Origin of the sequence: Actimicrobium sp. GrIS 1.19, assembly GCF_035984655.1 — a bacterium.
GTDB lineage: Bacteria > Pseudomonadota > Gammaproteobacteria > Burkholderiales > Burkholderiaceae_D > Actimicrobium.
The window spans coordinates 21197-41251 of sequence record NZ_JAXCHT010000007.1; the positions used below are offsets into that span (position 1 = coordinate 21197).

Genomic DNA, 20055 nt, shown 5'->3' on the forward strand with positions numbered 1-20055 from the left:
CTATCGAATCAATTTGACGGCATTGGGCAGGACCGATTCCAGCGGCCCCTGGTGCACGTAATCGAGAAAGTCGGGCGTCGTCCTGGGCGGCGACAATTGGTGTCGCATGGCCCAGCGCGCCTGGTCGTCCAGCGCCATCAACAGTGACTGGCTCAGGCCGAGTGTGAATTCACCGGGATTGAATGACTTGGCCACATCGCCCGACTGGCTGCCGAGCGACGGCCCAATGATGCGCCGTGTCGGTTCCGGCTGGTCCTGGATGAACTGATTGCTGTCGCGCAGTGCTGCCAGAACCCGGGCAATCTCGCGCGGATGCTGATCCAGCCACGCCTTGGTGCCCACCAACACGAACCGATGGACAAATACGGCTTCGTTGCGCAGGACCACGGCACGCGCGCCCCACTCGCGTTCCAGTCTGGCCAGGTCAGGATTCCATATCGTCGCGGCATCCACGGTGCCGCGTTCAAGGTCCGCCACCAGTTCTTCCGGTTTCAGGTCGGTCACGTGAACCGACGCGGCCGGAATTCCCTCCGACAGCAACAGGGTATCGAGAAAGAACTCGGCATTGGTGCGCGGGATCGTCCCCACTGTCTTGCCTGCCAGGTCCCTGACCTTGTGAATCCCGCGGTCCCTGCGCGCTACCAGCGCCATCGAGGTGCGCGATTCGAACACGCTGGAGACAATCGCGATCTTTTCGTTTTGCAGCACGGCCAGCACAAATGGCGTGTCGGCCATGATGGCCAGATCGACCTTGCCGGCGAGCAGTGCCTGCAACGCCAATTTTCCGAGCAGGAAGCGCCTTGTCGTCAGATCAACGCCATTGCGGGCGAACAGTTCCTGGTTCTGGCCGACCAGCACCGCCGCACCGGCAATCTGCAACGGCAGGGCGATCGCTACGCCCAGACGCGGTGACGCGTGCACCGCCGCGCCACGCACCAGCAGCTGCCATCCGGTCAAGCCCGCGACGGCTGCCAGCACCACTGCGGCCAGCAGGATGCGACGTGATCGGTTTTGCAGCACAAGCATGACTTGCTCCGGTTGGCATCTGGGGATGAGGCAATGTTGCGATTCGCAGGAGGGGCCAATGGTCGCGCGCAAATGATGATACACGCCAACATATCGCGACAGCGATATTTTTCGGGACCTTGCGCTGGCACCGCTTCGGAATTGATCGTGCCGCTCGTCCGGCGCACACTGGGTCCGGATTGAGCGCGCATTGCAGCCGCATCAACAGACAGTGCGCCTTGTTGCACCATTCTTGCTGACGAGGCAGGCGCGACTGTGTGGAGTGCCGCACAGAAGCGCCGCTGCCAGCCGGGTAACCTCTGCCGCAACCTGACGCCCAACCACTTTCTGATGAAGGGAAATGCCATGCCTGTGTCATATGCGATGAATGACCCCGATACCTTTCACCAGCGACTGGCGCACTTCAACCTGACGCGTCTGACGCCAGCACAGCCCACACCGCTGTGGCGCGGCGCATTGCATGATGACCTGGCGTGGCTGTTGAGCGAAGGCGAATTTCTTGAGGTGTTGCGCGCACAGGTAGCGCCCCTGCTGCCCGCCCAGACCGGTGATGCCAGCAATTTTGTCGACTGGTTCAATGCGCTGGAGGTGAACGGCCCGGGCCAGCAACATGCCTTGTTCGACTGGCTCGGAGAGCACGCCACACTGGCGCAGATGCGCTGGTTCCTGACCCAGGAAGCCGCTGGCGAAGCCGGTTTTGAAGACCTGCTGGCGGCCACCCAGATCCGGTTGCCGGTGCGCGCCAAGCTCGAATGCGCGCGCAACTACTGGGACGAAATGGGACACGGCAAGGCCGCCGCGATGCACGGCCAGATGCTCGGCCGGATGGTGCAGGAGATGGAGCTGCAGCCAGCCATCGAGAGCACGGTATGGGAAGCGCTGGCGCTGAACAATACGATGGTCGGGCTGGCGATGACTCGGCGCTACGCGTATCACGCCATCGGTGCGCTCGGCGTGATCGAACTGACCGCGCCGGGCCGGGTCCGCAAGGTCTCTGCCGGGATGCGCCGGCTTGGGCTGGACGGCCGGCTGCGTGCTTATTTCGATCTGCACGGTGCGCTCGACGTGGCCCATGCCCGCGCCTGGATGAACGAAATCATCGCCCCGCTGGTCGAGGCCGATCCGTCCTGCGCGCAATCGATTGCCGAAGGCGCGCTGATGCGGCTGGCCTGCGGCGCGCGTTGCTTCGATCGCTACAGCCAGGCGTTGCTGGGCGACCCGCTCGACAGCCTGGCCAGCTGGCCGCTGCCGGCCGCCATCACTGCGGCGGGACTGGCGTGCTGACCGACACCGTCGAGCTGGCGCTGGAGTGCGACTTCGACGACCTCGCCCTGGCCGCGCTGCTGCGGGAAGTAGCGCGCACCGGTTACCGGTTCACCAGCGTGACGCCGCTGACGCACCAGCGCGTGCTGGCCCGTCCGGCCGACCGCGCAATGACCACGCTGCGTGACCTGTTCGGCTGGAACCGCCTGCTTGAACCAAGCGACATTGCCCCGGATCTGTTGGCGCTGATGCAGCGCGCTGGCATCGTCCAGCGCTGCGGCGCACTGGTGCGCAGCGCCTTGCGCATCGCCGCCATCGACGACGACCTGTTCCTGCACTCGGCCTTCCCGACGATCCAGTCCGACGCGGTTTTTTTCGGTCCCGATACGTATCGCTTCGCACGCTTTGTACGCACGGCGCAGAACGGCACTGCCGCGCCGAACCACCCGCCGCGCATCCTCGATGTCGGTTGCGGCAGTGGCGCCGGCGGAATCGTCGCGGCGCGCCACTGCGGCCACCCTGCGCCGCAGCTAGTCATGAGCGACATCAACCCGCTGGCGCTGCGGCTGTGCGCCATCAATGCCGCCCAGGCCGGGGTGGCGATGATGCCGGCGCAGGGCGATGCGCTGGCTGCCGTGGGCGGCGACTTTGACCTGATCATTTCGAATCCGCCGTATCTCAATGACGATGCCCAGCGCGCCTACCGCCACGGCGGCGGCGACCTGGGCCGCGCGCTGTCGTTGCGCATCGCCGCCGAAGCCATTACGCGCCTCGCGCCCGGTGGCCGCCTGCTGCTGTACACCGGCGTGGCGATCGTCGACGGCATCGATCCGCTGCAGGCCGAGCTGCTGCCCTTGCTGGCCGCGGCTGGCTGCGACTGGAGCTATGAAGAGATCGATCCAGACGTGTTCGGCGAAGAGCTGGAGCGCCCGGTGTACGCCCACATCGACCGGATCGCGGCGGTCGGCTTGTGCGCCACCCGTCGTCGCCAGGCGCACTGATGCAGTCTGACCTGCCGCTGCCGCTCGACACCTGCCAGCCGGCATGGGCTGCCGCGACGCGCCAATGCAGCACGCTGGAGCGCATGCCGAAGTGGCTGATCTGCGTGCCGCTCGCAGTCCAGTGGGTCTGGCTGGCACTGCGCTATCGCAGCGCCACGCTACCGTCGGCCGTCAATCCGGCGATCACCTCCGGCGGGCTGGTCGGCGAAGGCAAGCTCGAATATTTTCGCGGCATGGGTGCGCTGGCGCGCGCCGCCACTGCGCCGCACTGCGCCCTGCCGACCACCCATGAGCGCTCGGACGACGAGTTGCAACAAGTCCTGCGCGATGCCGGGCTGACCTTTCCGCTGATTGCCAAGCCGGACCTCGGACTCTGCGGGCACGGCGTGCGCCGCGTTGACGACCTGGCCGGACTGCGCAGTTACGTGGCGGCGTTCCCGCGCGATGAAGTGGTGGTGCTGCAAACCTATCTTGCGCAGGAAGGCGAAGCGGGAATTTTCTATGCACGCGATCCGGAGACAGAACAGGGCAGCCTGATTGGCCTGGCGCTGCGCTATTTTCCGCGTGTCACTGGTGATGGCATCCATAGCATCGCCGCGCTGATCGCGGCCGATCCGCGCGCGCTGCGGTTGCAGGCGGCCGCGCAGCATGACTGCAGCAGCGTCGATGCCGCACGCATACCGGCTGCGGGCGAGGTGGTGCGCCTGGCCACCATCGGGTCGACCCGGGTCGGCGGCCTGTACCGCAACGGCGCCGCCTGCATCACGCCGCAATTGCGCGCCGCAGTCGATGCGATTGCGCGCGACATGCCGCAGTTCTACGCCGGCCGCTTCGACGTGCGCTTTGACAGCCTCGCCGCGCTGGCCGAGGGCCGCGGCTTTACCATCATTGAAATCAACGGCGCCGGCGCCGAAGCCATCGAAGCCTGGGACCCGCAGATCGGCCTGGTTGCGGGCCTGCGGATGGTCTTCGCCAAGCAGCGCCGCCTGTTCGAGATAGGCGCGGCGCAACGGCGGCGCGGCGTGCGTCCGATCGGCTTGCGCGCCTTGCGCCGGCTGTACCGGCGTCAACAACAACTGATTGCGCTGTACCCGCCGTCAAATTGAATGTACCTTCGCGACTTGACGGAGGAAAACACCATGGCGGAATACCTGGCAGAAGTCAGCTGGCTGCGCGGCGAGCAGAACTTTCTCGATAATCATTACAGTCGACAACACACCATCAGCTTCGTTGGCGGCGCCGAGATCCCCGGTTCGTCATCGCCGCATGTGGTTCCGTTGCCGTGGTCCGATCCGGCCGGCGTCGACCCCGAAGAAATGTTCGTCGCCTCGCTGTCGGGTTGCCACATGCTGTGGTTCCTGTCGATCGCGGTCAAGCGCGGCTTCTGCGTCGACCGCTATGTCGACCATGCCATCGGCGTGATGGCCCGCAATGCCGAGGGCAAGATGGCGATGGCGGTGGTCACGCTGCGCCCGGAAGTACAGTTTTCGGGCGAGCGGCAACCGAACCATGAAGCGGTCGACCGGATGCATGAAGCAGCACATGCCGCCTGCTTCATCGCCAGCTCGGTGCGCACCGAGGTGCGCTGCGAACCGGTGTACCCGGCCTGACCCGGCGACTACCCTGGCGGTACCAAACTATGGCAAACTCGCCGGTCACATCAACCTGACTGGTCATCGGAGCTCGCCATGTTGCTTGGATTACGCAGTGCCATCTACCCGGTCGCTGATCTGGCCGCCGCCAGCAGCTGGTATGAAAGCGTGCTGGGTACGGCGCCGTATTTTTCCGAACCGTTCTACGTCGGCTTTGCCGTCGGCGGCTTCGAGCTCGGCCTGCTGCCCGATGGCACGCCCGGCACCGGTGGCCCGCAACCGCTGTGGGGCGTGGCCGACGCCCAGCACACCATCGAACGCCTGCTGGCACTTGGCGCAACACCCCTTGATCCGGTGACCGAGGTCGGCGGCGGCATCAAGGTCGGCGCGGTGACCGACCCGTTCGGCAACCGACTCGGGGTGATCGAAAATCCGCATTTCAATGCGGCCGACGTGCGCTGACCGCTCGCCAGCGCCTTCACCCGATCCAGGAACACACGCATGACAATCCAACGCACTCTTGAATGGCGCGCCGTGGCAAAAGGCGCTGCCACCGATATCGTCGCTACGCTGGTACTGGGCCTGATCGCCAGCGTCGCCATCGGCGTTGCCATGGCTGCAGGCTGGCTGCCGCCATCGTTCAATCTGAAAGGCACGGGCATGCTGCTGTTCCTGCTTGCGCTGGGACTGGGCTGCGTCGTCGCCGGCGCCTGGGTGGCGGCGCGCGCAGCGTCGGCAAGGCCGTATCTGCACGGACTGCTGGTCGGCGCATGGACCTTGCCATTGGGCGTGTTTGGCTGGCAATCGGTACCACTCTGGTACGCGTTGCTTAGCTGCGTCGGCAGCATTGCCGCCGGTTGGTTCGGCGGCCATCTGGGCCGTCATGCGGCCCGCCCCATCGTCTCCTTTGTCGCGCCGGTTGCATTGCCTCAATCGCAATACGCCGCGCTGCGCGCGTTATCGTCGCAGCTGCCGGCGGTGCTCGTCGAGGCGATGCGCACCCTGCTGTGGCGGCAGCCGCACTGGTCGCGGGTACACGGCTCGCCGGCACTGATTGGCCTGCTGGTCGGCATGCAGGTTCTCATGTTGATCGGCATGGAACGGCTCATGATCGTCGGCGCAGCCGACTTTTATTGGCGGGCACTGGCGTCCGGCTGGTTCGGCACCTGCTGCGTTGCATGGGCCTGTTATCTGCTGCGAGCACAACCTGACCATCAGGCCGCACCATCGACAGCGCAGGTCTTGACGCTGATCTTTGCGCAAACACTGGTATCCGGTGCAGTGTTGGGCGCACTCTTTGTGCTGGAAGTCCGGAGCGGATCAACGCTGCGCCAGAAGTTCGACAGCCAGACGGCATGGCTGGTCTGGCTGGCACCCTATCTGTGGCTGCTCAGTGCGCAGCTGCCGGTGTTGGTACGCGGTGTGCGTCTGCCGCGCGTGCGGATCGGATTGGCAATCGTCGTGGCGAGCGCCGGATTTGCCGTCAACGCCGTGACCGACCAGACTTATTTTTGGTACGCCGCGCAAACCCCAGTGAAACAGTACCCCCGCCTGGTGCTGTCACAAGAGACGATGGAAGCCCAGCAGGCGTTGCTGGCCTCCGGGCTGGCCAAGGTGCTGCCGCAACGCCCGGGGGTGATCGATTTGTATGCGATCACCTTTGCACCCTATGCCGAAGCGGCGGAGTTTCGCAACGAAAGCACCATGGTCGCGGAGGTCATGCGCAAGCGCTTCGATAGCGGCGGGCGCACCCTGCAGCTGCTTAATCACAATGAAACCGCGGCCGACATCGCCTGGGCCACGCCACTCAATCTGCAGCGCGCCATCACGCGCTTTGCGCAGGTGATGGATCGCGACGAGGATGTATTCTTTTTATACATGACATCGCACGGCGCCCGCGATGGTCAACTGGCCGCCAGCTTCTGGCCGCTGGAAGTCGCCACACTGACGCCGGCCACGCTGAAAAAATGGCTGGATGCGGCCGGCATCCGGCATCGCGTAATCGTCGTCTCAGCCTGCTATTCCGGCACCTGGGTCAATGCGCTGGCCGACGACAACACGCTGGTGATGACAGCCGCCGATGCCGACCACACGTCTTACGGATGCGGAAACAAATCCGATCTGACTTTTTTTGGCCGCGCAATGTTTGACGAACAGCTGCGCGTGCGTACCCGTTCGTTCGAGCAAGCGCACCGCGCGGCGCGAGACATCATCCGCCAGCGCGAAAGCGACGCCGGCAAGGAGGATGGCTATTCCAATCCACAAATCCGGGTTGGCAGCGCGATTCGGATTCGGCTGGCGCAGCTTGAACAAAGGCTTGCCGCACCCGCCAAATAACTGTGCCGGCAGCGCGCCCAATTCCCGCCCCGACCACTGGCGCGCCCTGCCCGACCGACACCGCGCACCCCGCGCTGGTGCATTTTTCACCATAACGCACCAGAACCGACCCGTGATCGGCCGTAACCATCGATTTACCTCGCTTTTGACGACCATTGTCCGACGGCATGTTCCTTGCTGTGTTTTTCCGATTCGTATTTCCCGTCAAGCGCGATATGATCCTCCGGCCACGTCGTTGGTGGCAGAGACTCCACAATTAAAACAATTCGGAAAGGTACAACCACGGATGAAACCTTATCAAGGAAAGCTCGCCCTGCTCGCGGCAACCATCGCCGCCATCGTTTCCAGCCCGGCGTGGGCGCAGCAAAGCGGCGCCGGCGTCAAGCGCAGTGACCAGATCGAAACCGTCACCGTGACCGCGCAAAAGCGCACCGAAGACGCCAGCAAGATTCCGTTGAGCATCTCGGTCATCAGTGGCGAAGACCTGGTCGGCCAGCACATTACCGACATGGCGGACATCACCCGCGCCATTCCGAACGTCTCGTTTTCCGGCGCCAGCGGCTCCGGCGCGGGCCTGAACAATGTCGAAATCCGCGGCGTCAGTTCGGCCGCCGGCTCCAGTACGGTCGGCATCTATCTCGATGACGTGTCGATGACCACCCGCAATCTGTACAGCCTGGGCAGCGCCGAACCGAAGCTGTTCGATCTGGACCGCATCGAAGTCCTGCGCGGTCCGCAAGGCACGCTGTACGGCGCCAGCTCGATGGGCGGCACGATCAAGTTCATCACCAACCAGCCGAATCTGAAAGATCGCGAAACCAACGTCTCGTCGGAAGTCTCGTCGACCAAGGGCGGTGGCACCAATTACACCGTCAACGGCGTGTTCAACATCCCGCTCAAGCAAGATGAAATGGCGTTGCGCATCGGCCTGCAGCAAAGCCACAACGGCGGCTACATCGACCAGGTCTCGCCATCGTCGGGCCAGGTGATCAGCTCGGGTATCAATTCCGAGAGCAGCTCGGTGGCGCGCCTGGCCCTGAAGTGGGCACTGACACGCAACCTGTCGATCACCCCGTCGATCTTTTATCAGGAAGTCAAGACCGACGACATCGACGCCTTCTACACCGATCTGCCGAAGAACCAGACCAGCAAGATCGTGCGCGAGCCGGGCAAGGACAAGCTGTTCGTGCCGAGCGTGACGCTCAACTACGACATGGGCTTCGCCGATCTGGTGGCGGTGTCGAGCTTTTTCTCGCGCGACTTCAAGCGCACCCAGGATGGCACCATCGTCAACAGCAGCTATCTGGGCAGCCTGGTTAATGACTCCGGCGCGGCCCCGGCCGGTCTTGGCGACACCGTCGCCGGCCTGCCATCGGCGGTCAACCTGGACAACCAGATTCGCCAGTTCTCGCAGGAGATCCGGCTCGCCTCGAAACCGTATGATCCGAAAGTGTCGAACTTCACCTGGCTGGGCGGCGTGTATTTTTCCAACCTGCGCACCGATGTGGCCGACAACGAGCCGGTGTTCGGCATCAATCAGGCCTTCGTCAACGCCGGCGCCAGCATCACCGATCCGGCCATTCTCGGGGCGGCTTTCCCGGGCGACAATTCGTATTTCAGCGTGCGCCACTATCACACGCGCCAGACCGCGCTGTTCGGCGAGTTCAGCTATTACTTCACGCCGGCGGTGCAGGCCACGGTGGGCGCGCGTTACCTGCGCGCCTCTGATTCGCTGTCGCGTGACGGCGACCTGTTTTTCGCCGGTGGCAGCCCGGTCCATTCCGACGCCAGTTCGAATTTCCATGCCTTCACGCCGAAATTCGCCGTGACCTGGCAAGTCGATCCGGCCAACTCGGTCTACACCAGCGCCACCCAAGGGTATCGTCTGGGCGGACAAAACCGCGCCATTCCGACCAGCGTCTGCGCCTCGGATTTCCAGAACCTGAATCTGGCCGAAGCGCCGTCCTCGTTTGACGCCGACAAGTTGTGGAGCTATGAAATCGGCAGCAAATCGCGCCTGCTGAACAACCGCGTCTCGCTCAATCTGGCAGCGTTTTACATTGACTGGACCAAGCTGCAGCAGGACATCACGTTGCCGGGCTGCGGTTTCGATTTCGAAACCAACGTCGGCAAGGCCAAGAGCAAGGGTTTTGAAATCGAAGTCAAGGCCAAGCCAAGCGCCAATGTGGTGCTGGGTTTTGCTGGCGGCTACACCAAGGCGACGCTGGCCTCGGATGTGCCATCGCTGGGCGCGATGTCGGGCGACCAGATCCAGGGGGTGCCGAAATACAATGCCACCATCACCGGCCAGTACAACTTCAGCCTGACCGACACCACGTTCGCGTTCGCCCGCGGCGCGGTGCACTGGATCGGCAGCAGCCACGGCAGCCTGATCCGCACTGATCCGGACTACGAACGGCCGGCTTACAACACGGTCGACGCCAGCGTCGGTGCGACCTTCGGTGTGTGGGAAGCCTCGCTGTTTGCCAAGAACCTGTTCAACAACGACAAGGTGATCCAGAAGCCGAACGTGCAGTCGGTCAGCGAAGGGTATCGGGTCAAGCCGCTAACCATTGGCATTACGCTGTCGGCAAAACTGTAACAGCCGCACACGCAAAAACGGCCTGCTCGCGAGATTCGCCAGCAGGCCGTTTTTCATTGCGGGTAGCACAACCCGCAGCAGGCTTACTTGCCTGGTACGACGACGACCGTGTCGCCGCCGGTTCCCTTGGCGCCGGTATTGCCGCGCGCGCCGGTGTTGCCGGTAGCGCCAGTCGCGCCCGTACCGCCGGTTGCACCCGTGTATCCGGTGGCGCCAGTGTCGCCGGTAGCGCCGGTATAACCCGTCGCGCCAGTTGCACCCGTGCCGCCAGCAGCACCGGTGCCGCCGGCTGAGCCGGTACGTCCGGTTGCGCCCGTATAACCGGTGTCACCGGTAGCGCCGGTAGCGCCTGCTGGCCCGGCCGGTCCGGCCGGCAGCGTCACACATCCACCCATCGCCATTGCTGCAAGCAAGGCACCGACCGTGATCAACTGTTTCGAATACATCATGATAAACTTCCTTTATCTGGATGACGAACGCTGCGCACGATATTGCGCGCAACCTGTCAGCGTTTCTCGGACCTGTGTCACTTCAGTAGTCGCCAAGCGGGCCGATACCGTGAAATTGGATTTGAGAGTACGCAAACATCGGCAACGGCTCCGTGCGCTGGCACACAGAACTTCGGGTATTCGCGGCAAGGACTGGGTACACTGAAAATGATTTACCCTATTTCCTGAATGCTACCTCTCACCCATTTGATGGACATGCCCATGACAAGCCACCATCCCCAACTCGTCACAGCCAAACTCAATCAACTCCACCCGACCCAGATCACGGTCGGCAAGCTGGAAGTAACGTTGAAGCGCCAGCAATGGAATGCCATGAACAGGAAGGCGCGCGCGGAGGCGCTCGACAGCCACTGGTTTCCCGCCGTAGCCGGACCGGACGGCAACTACTTCATCGTTGATCATCATCACTTCGGCCTCGCGCTGATCGAGGAAGACGTCAAGCAGGTCAGCCTGATGATCCTCAAGGATCTGTCGTGGCTGGAACACGGTGCCTTCTGGAACGCGATGGATCACCACCAGTGGGTGCATCCGTTCGATGGCAACGGTGTGCGCCAAAAATACCATGCCGTGCCGGAGCATCTGACACACTTGCAGGATGATCCGTATCGCAGCTTGGCCGGCGAGGTGCGGCGCGCTGGCGGCTACGCCAAAGACGCCACGCCATTCAGCGAATTCCTGTGGGCGGATTTCTTTCGGCCGCAGATCGCGCGCGAACTGATCGAGCAGGATTTTTCCGTCGCGCTGGCGCAAGCCAAGCAACTCGCCGCCACGCCGGCAGCGCGTTACCTGCCGGGCTGGTGCGGCCCGATCGCGCAGGTCTGAATGGCACTGCCCCAGACTGCACCACCGTCGCTGACCGCACGCCTGGCGTGGCCGGATCTGCTGGCCGGGCTATCGCTGGCCGGGCTGCTGTTGCCGGAAGCGGTGGCCTACGCCAGCATCGCCAACCTGCCGCCGCAAGCCGGGGTGATTGCGCTGTTTTCCGGCTTGCTCTGCTATGCGCTGTTTGGCACCAGTCGCTTTGCCATCGTCGCCGCGACCTCGTCGTCGGCGGCGGTGCTGGCTGCGGCGACGGCCTCGATGGCCAGCGGCAATCCGGGCCTGCGGCTGACGCTGGCCATCGGACTGGTACTGCTGACCGGCATGTTTTTCCTGCTCGCGGCGGCGGCACGCATCGGCAGCATTTCCGATTTCATCAGCAAGCCGGTGCTGCGCGGTTTTGCCTTTGGCCTGGCCATCATCATTATCCTCAAGCAGTTCGCCAGCGTGGTCGGCGCGCCGCTGCATCACACCGACGTCGTGCGAATCCTGATCGACCTGCTCGGCCAGTCCGGGACATGGAACTGGGCCGCGGCGACGGTCGCGGCAGTCGCACTGGGATTGCTGTTTCTGTTTGCGCGCATACCGCATCTGCCGGGCGGGGTGCTGGTCATCGGCCTCGGCCTTGCGGCCGGTCACTGGATCGATCTGTCGCAGTACGGCATCGGCCTGGTCGGCAACATCGACCTGCAACTGACCGCGCCGTCGGTGCCGACGCTGGCCTATGTGCAGTGGCTGCGGCTGGCGGAGCTGAGTGTGGCGATGGTCCTGATTCTGTATGCTGAGTCGTACGGCTCGATTCGCACCTTCGCCATGAAGCATGGCGATCCGGTCACGCCGAACCGTGATTTGCTGGCGCTGGGCGCGGCCAATCTGGTCTCGGGCCTGTTTGCCGGGCTGCCGGTGGGCGCCGGATTCTCGGCAACGTCGGCCAATGAATCCGCCGGCGCCGTGTCGCGCCTGGCCGGCTGTGCCGCGGCGTTGTTGTTACTGGTGATTGTGCTGACGCTGTTGCCGCTGGTTGCACGCACGCCGGCGCCGATCCTGGCGGCAGTGGTGATCCATGCGGTCAGTCACACCTTGCGGCTGGCCGCGTTCCGGCCGTATTTCGAGTGGCACCGCGATCGCCTCACCCTCATCCTGGCGGTGGTTGCGGTGCTGGCGCTGGGCGTGCTGGACGGCTTGCTGGCGGCTATCGCCGTCAGTCTGCTGATGCTGCTGCGACGCCTGTCGGAATCCTCCGTGACGGTGCTGGGCCGGCTCGGCGACAGCCATGATTTTGTCAGCCGCGCGACCTACCCGAGTGCGCATCCGGTCGAGCGCATGCTGATCCTGCGGCCGGATACGGCACTGTTTTTTGCCAATGCCGAACGCATCCTGACGCAGGCGCAAAATTACATTTCGCTGGCCGGCGCGGGCACGCAAGTGATCATTCTGAGTCTGGAAGAATCGCCCGACCTGGACGGCTCAACGGTCGAGGCACTGGCCGGATTCTATCGGGCGGTGCGGGCACAGCATCGGCAACTGCTGTTTGCGCGGTTGAAGATTCCGGCGCAGCAGGTCTTGCTGCGCGCCGGCATCGAAGGACTCAGTGCGGCCGCGTTGTCCGACCTGAGCGTCGACGATGCGGTGCTGGCAGCACAGCGGCTCTACCCGCAAAACGGCGGCAACAAATCGGCGCTCACGGCACGCGCGTAGTCATCCGGGTTATCGACATCCCATTGTTGCGGCATTTCTGCGGGTTGCACGCCGATGGCCGCCAACCGTTGACGGGATTGCGCCATCACTGACGGCGTGCTCCAGGCGATGTCGTCAAACATCGCCTGGAGCAGGCCGGGTGCTGGCGTCGCGCGCAGTCCGACCAGCACATACCCGCCATCTTCGGCCGGAGTGAAAACGACAGCGCCGTCATGATCCAGCGCGGCTGCAGCCAGTTGCAGATCGACTGCGCGCAATGCCGGGCAATCGCTGCCGATGAGCAGCACGCGGCGATGCCGTTGCAGCAGCAGGCGCAGACAATGTGCCATGCGCACACCCAGATCGCCATCGGACTGCGCATGCAACGCCGCGCCAAACTGCTCGCCGCATTGGCGCAAGAACGGATGGTCGGCGGCCCCGGCGGTCCACAGCGAAACGGATGCAACTGCCGTCGCAATCTGCAACGCATGCAGCGTCATTTGCCGATACGCAGCGGCCGCGCCCTCCGCGCCAAGCAGCGGAATCAGACGCGTCTTGACCTGCCCCGGCAGCGGCGCCTTGGCGAATACCGCGATATGTAGATCGTCATTCATTGCGGCGGCAGATACCCGTAGGCGACCGCCAGCTTGCGCGGATCGGCGCCCAGAAAATACGCCAGTCGCAGGCGCCACATCAGCCAGATGGTGCGCCACAGGCCGTGCTTGTGCCAGCGGCGTCCGGAGCTGATGACCTTCTCGCGCAGGCAGGCCGGCGCCGATATTTTTTTCAGGCGGCGGCACAACTCGATGTCTTCCATCAGTGCGATCGGGGCAAAGCCGTGCAGCCGTTCGAACACGCTGCGCTGGACGAACATGGCCTGGTCGCCGGTGGCAATGCCGGTGCTGCGCGAACGCCAGTTCATCAGCGTTGCAATGATCCGAAACATCGGGTGCCGACCGAGCAGCACGATGTCGAAGCGCCCCCACGCATGGGTCTGCAACGCCGCCGCGATCAGCTGATCGGCACATTTCGGCAAGGCCGTATCGGCATGCAGAAACAGCAGCGCGTCGCCGCTTGCCAGCGCAGCGCCGGCGTTCATCTGGCTGGCGCGACCGCGTGCCGCGACCACCACCAGATCCACCAGCGGCGTCGCCAGTGCGACGGTGTCATCGCTGCTGCCGCCATCGACCACAATGATTTGCGCGCCGGCCTGCCGCAACGCCGCCAGACGGCGCAGCCGCCAGGCGATCTGGCGCTGCTCGTTCAGTACCGGAATGATGATCGACAGTGCCATTTACCCACGCTGCCAGGCGTGATAACGCGCCACCCATGCCAGCAGTTTGACCGGCGTATGGGCCTTTTTCCAGTTGCCGGCGGCATACTTGTTGGCCTCCGCCATGGTCGGATATATGTGGATGGTGCCGAGGATCTTGTTCATGCCCAGGCCATGCTTCATCGCCATCACGTACTCCGCGATCAGGTCGCCGGCGTGTTCGCCGACGATGGTCACGCCCAGGATCTTGTCCTTGCCCGGCACCGTCAGCACTTTGACGAAACCGTGCGCTTCCTCGTCGGCGATGGCGCGATCGAGGTCGTCGAGCGGGTACATGGTCAGCTCGTACGGGACGTTAGCGGCCTTGGCATCCTGCTCGTTCAGGCCGACACGGGCGACTTCGGGTTCGGTAAACGTCGCCCACGGGATCACCGAATAGTCGGCCTTGAATTTTTTGAATCTTCCGAACAGGCCGTTGACGGCGGCATACCAGGCCTGATGCGCGGCAGTGTGGGTGAACTGGAACGGACCGGCCACGTCACCGGCGGCAAAGATGTTCGGATAGACCGTTTCCAGATAGGCGTTGGTCTCGACGGTGCGGGTTTTGGAGACGCCAATGCCAAGTTCCTCAAGGCCGTATCCGGTCAGATTGGCAACGCGGCCGACCGCGCAAATGACCAGGTCGAATTCGATCCGCACATCCTGTCCGGCGTGTTCGGCAATCAGGATCTTGCGGCCGTCTTCGAGCAGGAACTGCTTGGCCTTGTGGCCGGTCAGCAGCGCAATGCCTTCGGCGCGAAAGCGTGCCGCGACCAGCGCCGAGACATCGGCGTCTTCGCGCAGCATCACGCGCTCGGCCATTTCGACCTGGGTCACCTGCGCACCGAGCCGCGCAAACGCCTGTGCCAGTTCGCAGCCAATCGGTCCGCCGCCCAGCACCACCAGACGGCGCGGCAGTTCGCGCAGCGACCACAGCGTGTCGGAGGTCAGATAGTCCATCTGGTCCAGCCCCGGAATCGGCGGCACGAATGGTCGTGCACCAGCGGCGATGACGATGTTGCGGGTGGTCAGCGTGCGTTGCTTGCCATCCGGATCGGTCACCATCACCGCGAACGGCGAGATGATTTTGGCGTCGCCTTTCAGGCACTCGACGCCGAGGCTTTCATAGCGCTCGGCCGAATCGTGCGGTTCGATCGTGGTGATGACGCGCTGCACGCGCTCCATCACGGCGGCGAAATCGACTTGCGCAGTCGCGCCGGTCAGCCCGAACTCCTTGGCCCGGCCGATGTGCGACATCAGCTTGGCGGAACGAATCAGCGCCTTCGATGGCACGCAGCCGGTGTTCAGGCAATCGCCACCCAGTTTGTGGCGCTCGATCAGCGCCACCTTGGCTTTTACGGCAGCGCCAATATAGGCGCTGACCAGCCCGGCCGAGCCGCCGCCAATGACCACCATGTTGTAGTCATAGCGCGCCGGACGCGGCCAGATGGCATATACCTTGCGCGCCTTGATCACTTCGACCAGCTTTTTCGCGATCAGCGGGAACAGGCCGAGCAGCACGAACGAGAACAGCAGGCCGGGCGAAAGAATGCCCTTGAGCGAGGTGATGCGTGACAGCTCGGTGCCGGCATTCACGTACACGAGGGTACCCGCCAGCATGCCGAGCTGGCTGACCCAGTAATAGGTCCAGACCCGCATCTTGGTCAGCCCCATCAGCAGATTGATCAGAAAGAACGGAAACACCGGCACCAGCCGCAGCGTGAACAGGTAGAACGCGCCGTCTTTTTCGATGCCTTCATTGAAGGCCTTGAGCTTGTCGCCGAAACGACGCTCGACCGACTCGCGCAAAATGAAGCGCGCCGACAGGAAGGCCAGGGTCGCACCAACGCATGACGCGAGGGCGACGATCAGCGTGCCGAACCACAGGCCGAAGATGGCACCGGCCGCCAGGGTCAGGATTGCCGCGCCCGGGAACGACAGCGCAGTGACGAGGGTGTAGATCAGGAAAAAGACACCGGCGACCTGCAGCGGCCCGGCCTTGGCGGCGGCCTGCAACGCATCCTGATGCGACTTGAGCTGGGCCAGGCTGAGAAAGCGGCCGAGATCGAATACGAAGAAAGCGATGATCGCCGCAACAATCAGCAGCAACAGGAACAGGCGATTTTTTTTCATGGCGGTGGGAGGTTGCAATGCGTTATTCGGGATCACGCCGCCAGCGCGCCGCCGCAGCTGCTGCCGGCGCCGGCGGTGCAGCCCCAGCAATGGTCGGCCACCACGATCGGATTGTCTGCCAGCGATTCGGTCAGCAAATGCGTCAAGTGCCGGCGGCCCTTGCCGGCCTGCTTCAAGGGCAAGCCGAGCATCTGGTTGAAATCGCAGTCGTACAGGTAGCCGAGATAGTCGACCGAGATCAGCGAGCGACACATCACGTTGTCCAGATTGGCGTCGCGGTGTGCCGAGCGCAGCAGGCTCATGTAGCTGTGGAACTGGCCTTTCGAAACCAGCGTGCTGCCAAAGCGCTGGATCGGCATGTTGGCGATCGTGAACAGCTGGTTGAAGCGGATGCCGAACTGGTCGCCGAGGAAATGATCGTAATCCTGTTTCAGGCTGGTCTGCGACGGCGGCAGCACCGCGCCTTGCGGGTTATAAACCAGATCCAGCGTGAGCCTGCCGTCGGGCGCGCCATAACCGAGCGCGTTCAGGAGTTGCAGCACGCGAATGCTGATGTTGAAGACGCCGTCGCCACGCTGCTTGTCGACGTTATCGGCCAGATAGCACGGCAGCGACGCGACGATCTTGACCTGATGGTCAGCCAGGAATTGCGCCATGGTTTCATAGCCGGGTTGCTTCAGGATGGTCAGGTTGCAGCGGTCGATCACCGCCACCCCGAGCTCGCGCGCAGCGCTGACCAGCAAGCGAAAGTGCTGGTTCATTTCGGGGGCGCCGCCGGTCAGGTCGATGGTGCGAATCGCGCCCAGGCGCAGCACGTCGAGAACCTGATGCACGGTCTCCAGCGACATCTGCTCGGTGCGATTCGGCCCGGCGTTGACGTGACAGTGCAAACAGGACTGGTTGCAGGTGTAGCCCAGATTGACTTGCAGCGTGTCGGGCGTGTGACGGCGCAGCGCCGGAAAATCGGTGGCAACAAGTAAAGGCAAGGTAGCGTGCATGAATGGCGTCCAAAAAAATCGGCGAAGGAATGTCGCACTGTACCGTTGTTCTGTCGCGCGGGTGTGGCTGCGCCTTACAATCGATTCAGCGCGTGCGCGCCGCCAGCTCGACCCGCAAGCGCCGGCTGATGCGGTCGAAGCTCAGCACCAACAGCACGATGGCAATCAGCAAGGTGGCCAGCCGGCCCCACTGGAACAGCGAGACCGCCTCCGACACCAGCAGGCCGATTCCGCCGACGCCGATCATGCCCAGCACGGTCGAGTCGCGCACATTGAATTCCCAGATGTACAAATGAATCGACAGCGCCTGCGGCAACAGCGTGCGCGGCAGCGCGTACAGCACGGTTTGCAGCGGCGTCATGCCCAGCACCAGTCCGGAGGCGATCAACCGTTCGTCGATGTTTTCGATCGCTTCGGCGTACAGCTTGCCGTAGGTGCCGAACGAGTGCAAGGCAATGGCCAGGATGCCCGCCATCGGCCCCAGTCCGATGATGCCGACCAGCAGCAGCCCGAACACCAGCGCATGGATCGCGCGCGCCGCGTCCAGCAGCAGCCGCACTGGCGCGGCCAGCAGGCGCGGCACGGCCATGTTGCGCGCGGCGATCACCCCGAACGGCAACGCTGCCACGGCCGCCAGCAGCGAGCCGAGCGTGGCGACCTTGAGGGTGATCCAGATCGCATCCAGCAAACCGGCCAGATAGCGCCGCTCGACCAGACGCTGATCGTCGACCCGCAGCACGACGCCGGCGTCATTGGTGAATTCCAGATGCGGATTGCCGAACCAGGCGTCGAACAGGCTCGGGTGCGACATTTCCGCGGCGGTCTTGAACAGGTTTTCCAGCGGCTTGCGGCCGAACTGGAAGTCACCGGCCTGCACGAAGCTGATCACGCTGGCGACGATCAGGATGCCGTACAGCAGCGCAAACAGTTGCAGCCGCAGCCGGGCGGCGGTTGGTTTGCGCACGGGCTGGCTTATTTGCGCGGCTGCAGCTTGCCGGTCGCCAGACCCGCATCGCGAATCGACGTGTAGAACTTGTCATCGCTTTTGACGAAGCCGGTGTAATGCGCCGGCAGCAGCGCCGGATTGGTTTTCAGTTCATCGCCCACCTGCACCAGTGCGGCCTGCAGTTTGGCGACGAAGGCTGCGTCCTTGAACAGCTCGGCGCTGACCGCCACGGCATCGTTGGGCAGCGGCGCCGAGGTCCAGATGATCTTGCTGTCCGCGGCCTTGATCAGCCCCTGCTCGATCATGGCGTTGCGGTTGCGGTCGTAGTCGGCGCCGGCATCGAGTTCGCCGCGCGTGACCTGGGTCTCGATCGCCTGGTGTTTGGTGTAGAGCACCTTGCTGAAAAATTTCTCGGGGTCGGGAATGCCCATCTTGAGGAACTGGTGGGTCGGGATCAGATAGCCGGAGGTCGAGCCCTTGTCGCCGAACGCAAAGGTCTTGCCCTTCAAATCTTCCAGCTTGTTCAAGCCGGATTTCGGATTGGTGATGACCAGGGCGAAATACTCCGGCTTGCCGTCATACAGAATGGTCGAGACCACCTGCGCACCGGCCTGGTTGTTGGCGAGGACATAGCCCCACGGCCCCATCAGGGCGACATCGGTCTCGCCGTTGGCCAGCGATTTTGCCAGTCCTTCCCAACTGTCGACGGTGCGCAGTTCGACCGGACGGCCGAGTTTTTTGGACAGATATTCGGCCAGCGGCCGATAGGTGGCGTCGTTCTTTTCCTTGTCGGGCTGGAACAGTCCGACGCCCAGCCGCAATGGCTCGGCGGCGAAGGCGGCGCTGGCAACCAGCGCGGTGGTCAACAACAAGGCGGCAAGGCGGGAAACAAAACGGAGCATCGAAATTCCTTTGATCAAATTGAACTGGTCGGCGCTGCGCACCAATGGCTTACAGGTATTTTTCCAGTAGCGGCGCCAGTTTGTCGCGCGTCGCCTGCGGCATTGCTGCCGGCTGCGTCACCAGTGACTGGGCCAGCGCGGTGTGTGCGGCCGACACCGGCGCATTCGCACCCAGCCGCCGCAGCGCAGCGCGCAGGATTGCCTGCGCGCCGGCCGCATTGTGCGTCAGGTTGCCGATCGCCATCTCGGCGGTGACGGCCTCGTGGCCCGGATGCCAGCAATCGAAATCCGTCACCAGCGCCAGCGTCGCGTAGGCGATCTCGGCTTCCCGTGCGAGGCGCGCTTCGGGCATGTTGGTCATGCCGATGATGTCGGCGTCCCAACTGCGGTACAGCCGCGATTCGGCCAGCGTCGAGAAGGCCGGGCCTTCGATGCAGACATAGGTGCCACCGCGCTGGAGCGTGACGTCGGCCAGCGAGGCATCGGCGAAGGCGTCGGCCAGCACGTCGCTGAGCGCGGCGCAGACCGGTCGCGCCAGGCTGATGTGGGCCACCGCGCCGTCGCCAAAGAAGGTCCCGGCGCGCTGGCGCGTGAGGTCGATGAACTGGTCCGGCAGCACCATCTGGCGTGGCGCCAGATGTTCTTTCAGCGAGCCCACCGCCGAGACCGAGATCAGGTACTCGACCCCGAGGCTTTTCAGCGCCCAGATATTGGCGCGAAACGGAATCTCGCTCGGCAGCACGCTGTGGTTGCGGCCGTGGCGGGCCAGGAACGCGACCCGCACGCCATCGAGCGTGCCGATGGCGATCGCATCCGAGGGGTTGCCGAACGGCGTCGGGATCAACTGTTCGGTGACGTCCTGCAAACCTTCCATCTGGTACAGGCCGCTGCCGCCGAGAATTGCAAACCGGATTTTTTCCATGATTGGGCAGATGAGT

The 20055-nt window shown here is 63.7% G+C and carries 18 protein-coding genes; 9 read left to right on the forward strand and 9 right to left on the reverse strand.

The window, feature by feature from the left end:
* Complete coding sequence (locus tag RCH09_RS07115) at nucleotides 1-1026, reverse strand: ABC transporter substrate-binding protein (RefSeq protein WP_326940364.1); 1026 nt, start codon at nucleotides 1024-1026, stop codon at nucleotides 1-3.
* Between the two features lie 345 nt (nucleotides 1027-1371).
* On the opposite strand from RCH09_RS07115, the gene RCH09_RS07120 reads away from it, so the two are divergent.
* The 7 genes from RCH09_RS07120 to RCH09_RS07150 all read left to right on the forward strand — a co-directional run bounded on the left by RCH09_RS07120 (nucleotide 1372) and on the right by RCH09_RS07150 (nucleotide 9821).
* The gene (locus tag RCH09_RS07120; RefSeq protein ID WP_326940365.1) at nucleotides 1372-2310 is read left to right on the forward strand and encodes an iron-containing redox enzyme family protein; all 939 of its coding nucleotides are present in this window, start codon (nucleotides 1372-1374) and stop codon (nucleotides 2308-2310) included.
* Nucleotides 2304-3290, forward strand: coding sequence for a class I SAM-dependent methyltransferase (locus tag RCH09_RS07125; protein WP_326940366.1), 987 nt, complete (start codon nucleotides 2304-2306; stop codon nucleotides 3288-3290). The genes RCH09_RS07120 and RCH09_RS07125 overlap by 7 nt, the downstream gene beginning before the upstream one ends.
* Complete coding sequence (locus RCH09_RS07130; protein ID WP_326940367.1) at nucleotides 3290-4396, forward strand: hypothetical protein; 1107 nt, start codon at nucleotides 3290-3292, stop codon at nucleotides 4394-4396. The genes RCH09_RS07125 and RCH09_RS07130 overlap by 1 nt, the downstream gene beginning before the upstream one ends.
* Nucleotides 4397-4429: 33 nt before the next feature.
* Nucleotides 4430-4900 (forward strand): OsmC family protein, encoded by a 471-nt coding sequence (locus RCH09_RS07135; RefSeq protein WP_326940368.1) that lies wholly within the window; start codon nucleotides 4430-4432, stop codon nucleotides 4898-4900.
* 78 nt (nucleotides 4901-4978) lie between these two features.
* Nucleotides 4979-5344: a VOC family protein gene (locus RCH09_RS07140; protein WP_326940369.1), complete on the forward strand. Its 366-nt coding sequence runs from the start codon at nucleotides 4979-4981 to the stop codon at nucleotides 5342-5344.
* A 39-nt stretch (nucleotides 5345-5383) separates the two neighbouring features.
* A complete protein-coding gene (locus RCH09_RS07145; RefSeq protein ID WP_326940370.1) occupies nucleotides 5384-7219 on the forward strand; it encodes a C13 family peptidase in 1836 nt (611 codons plus the stop codon).
* Nucleotides 7220-7505: 286 nt separating this feature from the next.
* On the forward strand, nucleotides 7506-9821 hold the full coding sequence (locus tag RCH09_RS07150) for a TonB-dependent receptor (RefSeq protein WP_326940371.1): 2316 nt from the start codon (nucleotides 7506-7508) through the stop codon (nucleotides 9819-9821).
* An 83-nt stretch (nucleotides 9822-9904) separates the two neighbouring features.
* Here the strand turns inward: RCH09_RS07150 and RCH09_RS07155 are convergent, their stop codons facing one another.
* Nucleotides 9905-10270 (reverse strand): hypothetical protein, encoded by a 366-nt coding sequence (locus RCH09_RS07155; RefSeq protein ID WP_326940372.1) that lies wholly within the window; start codon nucleotides 10268-10270, stop codon nucleotides 9905-9907.
* Nucleotides 10271-10531: 261 nt separating this feature from the next.
* Here RCH09_RS07155 and RCH09_RS07160 point away from each other — a divergent pair, with 261 nt between their 5' ends.
* Both RCH09_RS07160 and RCH09_RS07165 read left to right on the forward strand, forming a co-directional pair.
* Nucleotides 10532-11152 (forward strand): ParB-like protein, encoded by a 621-nt coding sequence (locus tag RCH09_RS07160; protein ID WP_326940373.1) that lies wholly within the window; start codon nucleotides 10532-10534, stop codon nucleotides 11150-11152.
* Nucleotides 11153-12847 carry a SulP family inorganic anion transporter gene (locus RCH09_RS07165; protein ID WP_326940374.1) on the forward strand — a complete coding sequence of 565 codons (1695 nt, stop codon included), beginning with the start codon at nucleotides 11153-11155 and terminating at the stop codon, nucleotides 12845-12847.
* Here RCH09_RS07165 and RCH09_RS07170 read toward each other — a convergent pair.
* From RCH09_RS07170 to RCH09_RS07200, 7 genes are all read right to left on the reverse strand, one after another.
* Nucleotides 12799-13440 (reverse strand): TIGR04282 family arsenosugar biosynthesis glycosyltransferase, encoded by a 642-nt coding sequence (locus tag RCH09_RS07170; RefSeq protein ID WP_326940375.1) that lies wholly within the window; start codon nucleotides 13438-13440, stop codon nucleotides 12799-12801. The two genes, RCH09_RS07165 and RCH09_RS07170, sit on opposite strands and share 49 nt — an antisense overlap.
* On the reverse strand, nucleotides 13437-14120 hold the full coding sequence (locus RCH09_RS07175) for a TIGR04283 family arsenosugar biosynthesis glycosyltransferase (protein ID WP_326940376.1): 684 nt from the start codon (nucleotides 14118-14120) through the stop codon (nucleotides 13437-13439). The genes RCH09_RS07170 and RCH09_RS07175 overlap by 4 nt, the downstream gene beginning before the upstream one ends.
* Entirely contained in the window at nucleotides 14121-16271 is a 2151-nt protein-coding gene (locus RCH09_RS07180) for an FAD-dependent oxidoreductase (RefSeq protein WP_326940377.1), read from the reverse strand.
* 32 nt (nucleotides 16272-16303) lie between these two features.
* Entirely contained in the window at nucleotides 16304-17269 is a 966-nt protein-coding gene (gene arsS, locus RCH09_RS07185) for an arsenosugar biosynthesis radical SAM (seleno)protein ArsS (protein ID WP_326940378.1), read from the reverse strand.
* A gap of 85 nt (nucleotides 17270-17354) precedes the next feature.
* Complete coding sequence (locus RCH09_RS07190) at nucleotides 17355-18233, reverse strand: PhnE/PtxC family ABC transporter permease (protein ID WP_326940379.1); 879 nt, start codon at nucleotides 18231-18233, stop codon at nucleotides 17355-17357.
* 8 nt (nucleotides 18234-18241) lie between these two features.
* Nucleotides 18242-19117: a phosphate/phosphite/phosphonate ABC transporter substrate-binding protein gene (locus tag RCH09_RS07195; protein ID WP_326940380.1), complete on the reverse strand. Its 876-nt coding sequence runs from the start codon at nucleotides 19115-19117 to the stop codon at nucleotides 18242-18244.
* 49 nt (nucleotides 19118-19166) lie between these two features.
* Nucleotides 19167-20039 (reverse strand): S-methyl-5'-thioadenosine phosphorylase, encoded by an 873-nt coding sequence (locus RCH09_RS07200; RefSeq protein WP_326940381.1) that lies wholly within the window; start codon nucleotides 20037-20039, stop codon nucleotides 19167-19169.
* Nucleotides 20040-20055: the final 16 nt, after the last annotated feature.

Bases quoted from the DNA above. Each gene is read 5' to 3' on its own strand.
- RCH09_RS07170 (WP_326940375.1), bottom strand. From the start codon at position 13,440: ATGAATGACGATCTACATATCGCGGTATTCGCCAAGGCGCCGCTGCCG.
- RCH09_RS07200 (WP_326940381.1), bottom strand. From the start codon at position 20,039: ATGGAAAAAATCCGGTTTGCAATTCTCGGCGGCAGCGGCCTGTACCAG.
- RCH09_RS07145 (WP_326940370.1), top strand. From the start codon at position 5,384: ATGACAATCCAACGCACTCTTGAATGGCGCGCCGTGGCAAAAGGCGCT.
- RCH09_RS07135 (WP_326940368.1), top strand. From the start codon at position 4,430: ATGGCGGAATACCTGGCAGAAGTCAGCTGGCTGCGCGGCGAGCAGAAC.
- RCH09_RS07115 (WP_326940364.1), bottom strand. From the start codon at position 1,026: ATGCTTGTGCTGCAAAACCGATCACGTCGCATCCTGCTGGCCGCAGTG.
- RCH09_RS07160 (WP_326940373.1), top strand. From the start codon at position 10,532: ATGACAAGCCACCATCCCCAACTCGTCACAGCCAAACTCAATCAACTC.
- RCH09_RS07155 (WP_326940372.1), bottom strand. From the start codon at position 10,270: ATGATGTATTCGAAACAGTTGATCACGGTCGGTGCCTTGCTTGCAGCA.
- arsS (WP_326940378.1), bottom strand. From the start codon at position 17,269: ATGCACGCTACCTTGCCTTTACTTGTTGCCACCGATTTTCCGGCGCTG.
- RCH09_RS07180 (WP_326940377.1), bottom strand. From the start codon at position 16,271: ATGAAAAAAAATCGCCTGTTCCTGTTGCTGCTGATTGTTGCGGCGATC.
- RCH09_RS07150 (WP_326940371.1), top strand. From the start codon at position 7,506: ATGAAACCTTATCAAGGAAAGCTCGCCCTGCTCGCGGCAACCATCGCC.
- RCH09_RS07120 (WP_326940365.1), top strand. From the start codon at position 1,372: ATGCCTGTGTCATATGCGATGAATGACCCCGATACCTTTCACCAGCGA.
- RCH09_RS07165 (WP_326940374.1), top strand. From the start codon at position 11,153: ATGGCACTGCCCCAGACTGCACCACCGTCGCTGACCGCACGCCTGGCG.
- RCH09_RS07175 (WP_326940376.1), bottom strand. From the start codon at position 14,120: ATGGCACTGTCGATCATCATTCCGGTACTGAACGAGCAGCGCCAGATC.
- RCH09_RS07140 (WP_326940369.1), top strand. From the start codon at position 4,979: ATGTTGCTTGGATTACGCAGTGCCATCTACCCGGTCGCTGATCTGGCC.
- RCH09_RS07195 (WP_326940380.1), bottom strand. From the start codon at position 19,117: ATGCTCCGTTTTGTTTCCCGCCTTGCCGCCTTGTTGTTGACCACCGCG.
- RCH09_RS07130 (WP_326940367.1), top strand. From the start codon at position 3,290: ATGCAGTCTGACCTGCCGCTGCCGCTCGACACCTGCCAGCCGGCATGG.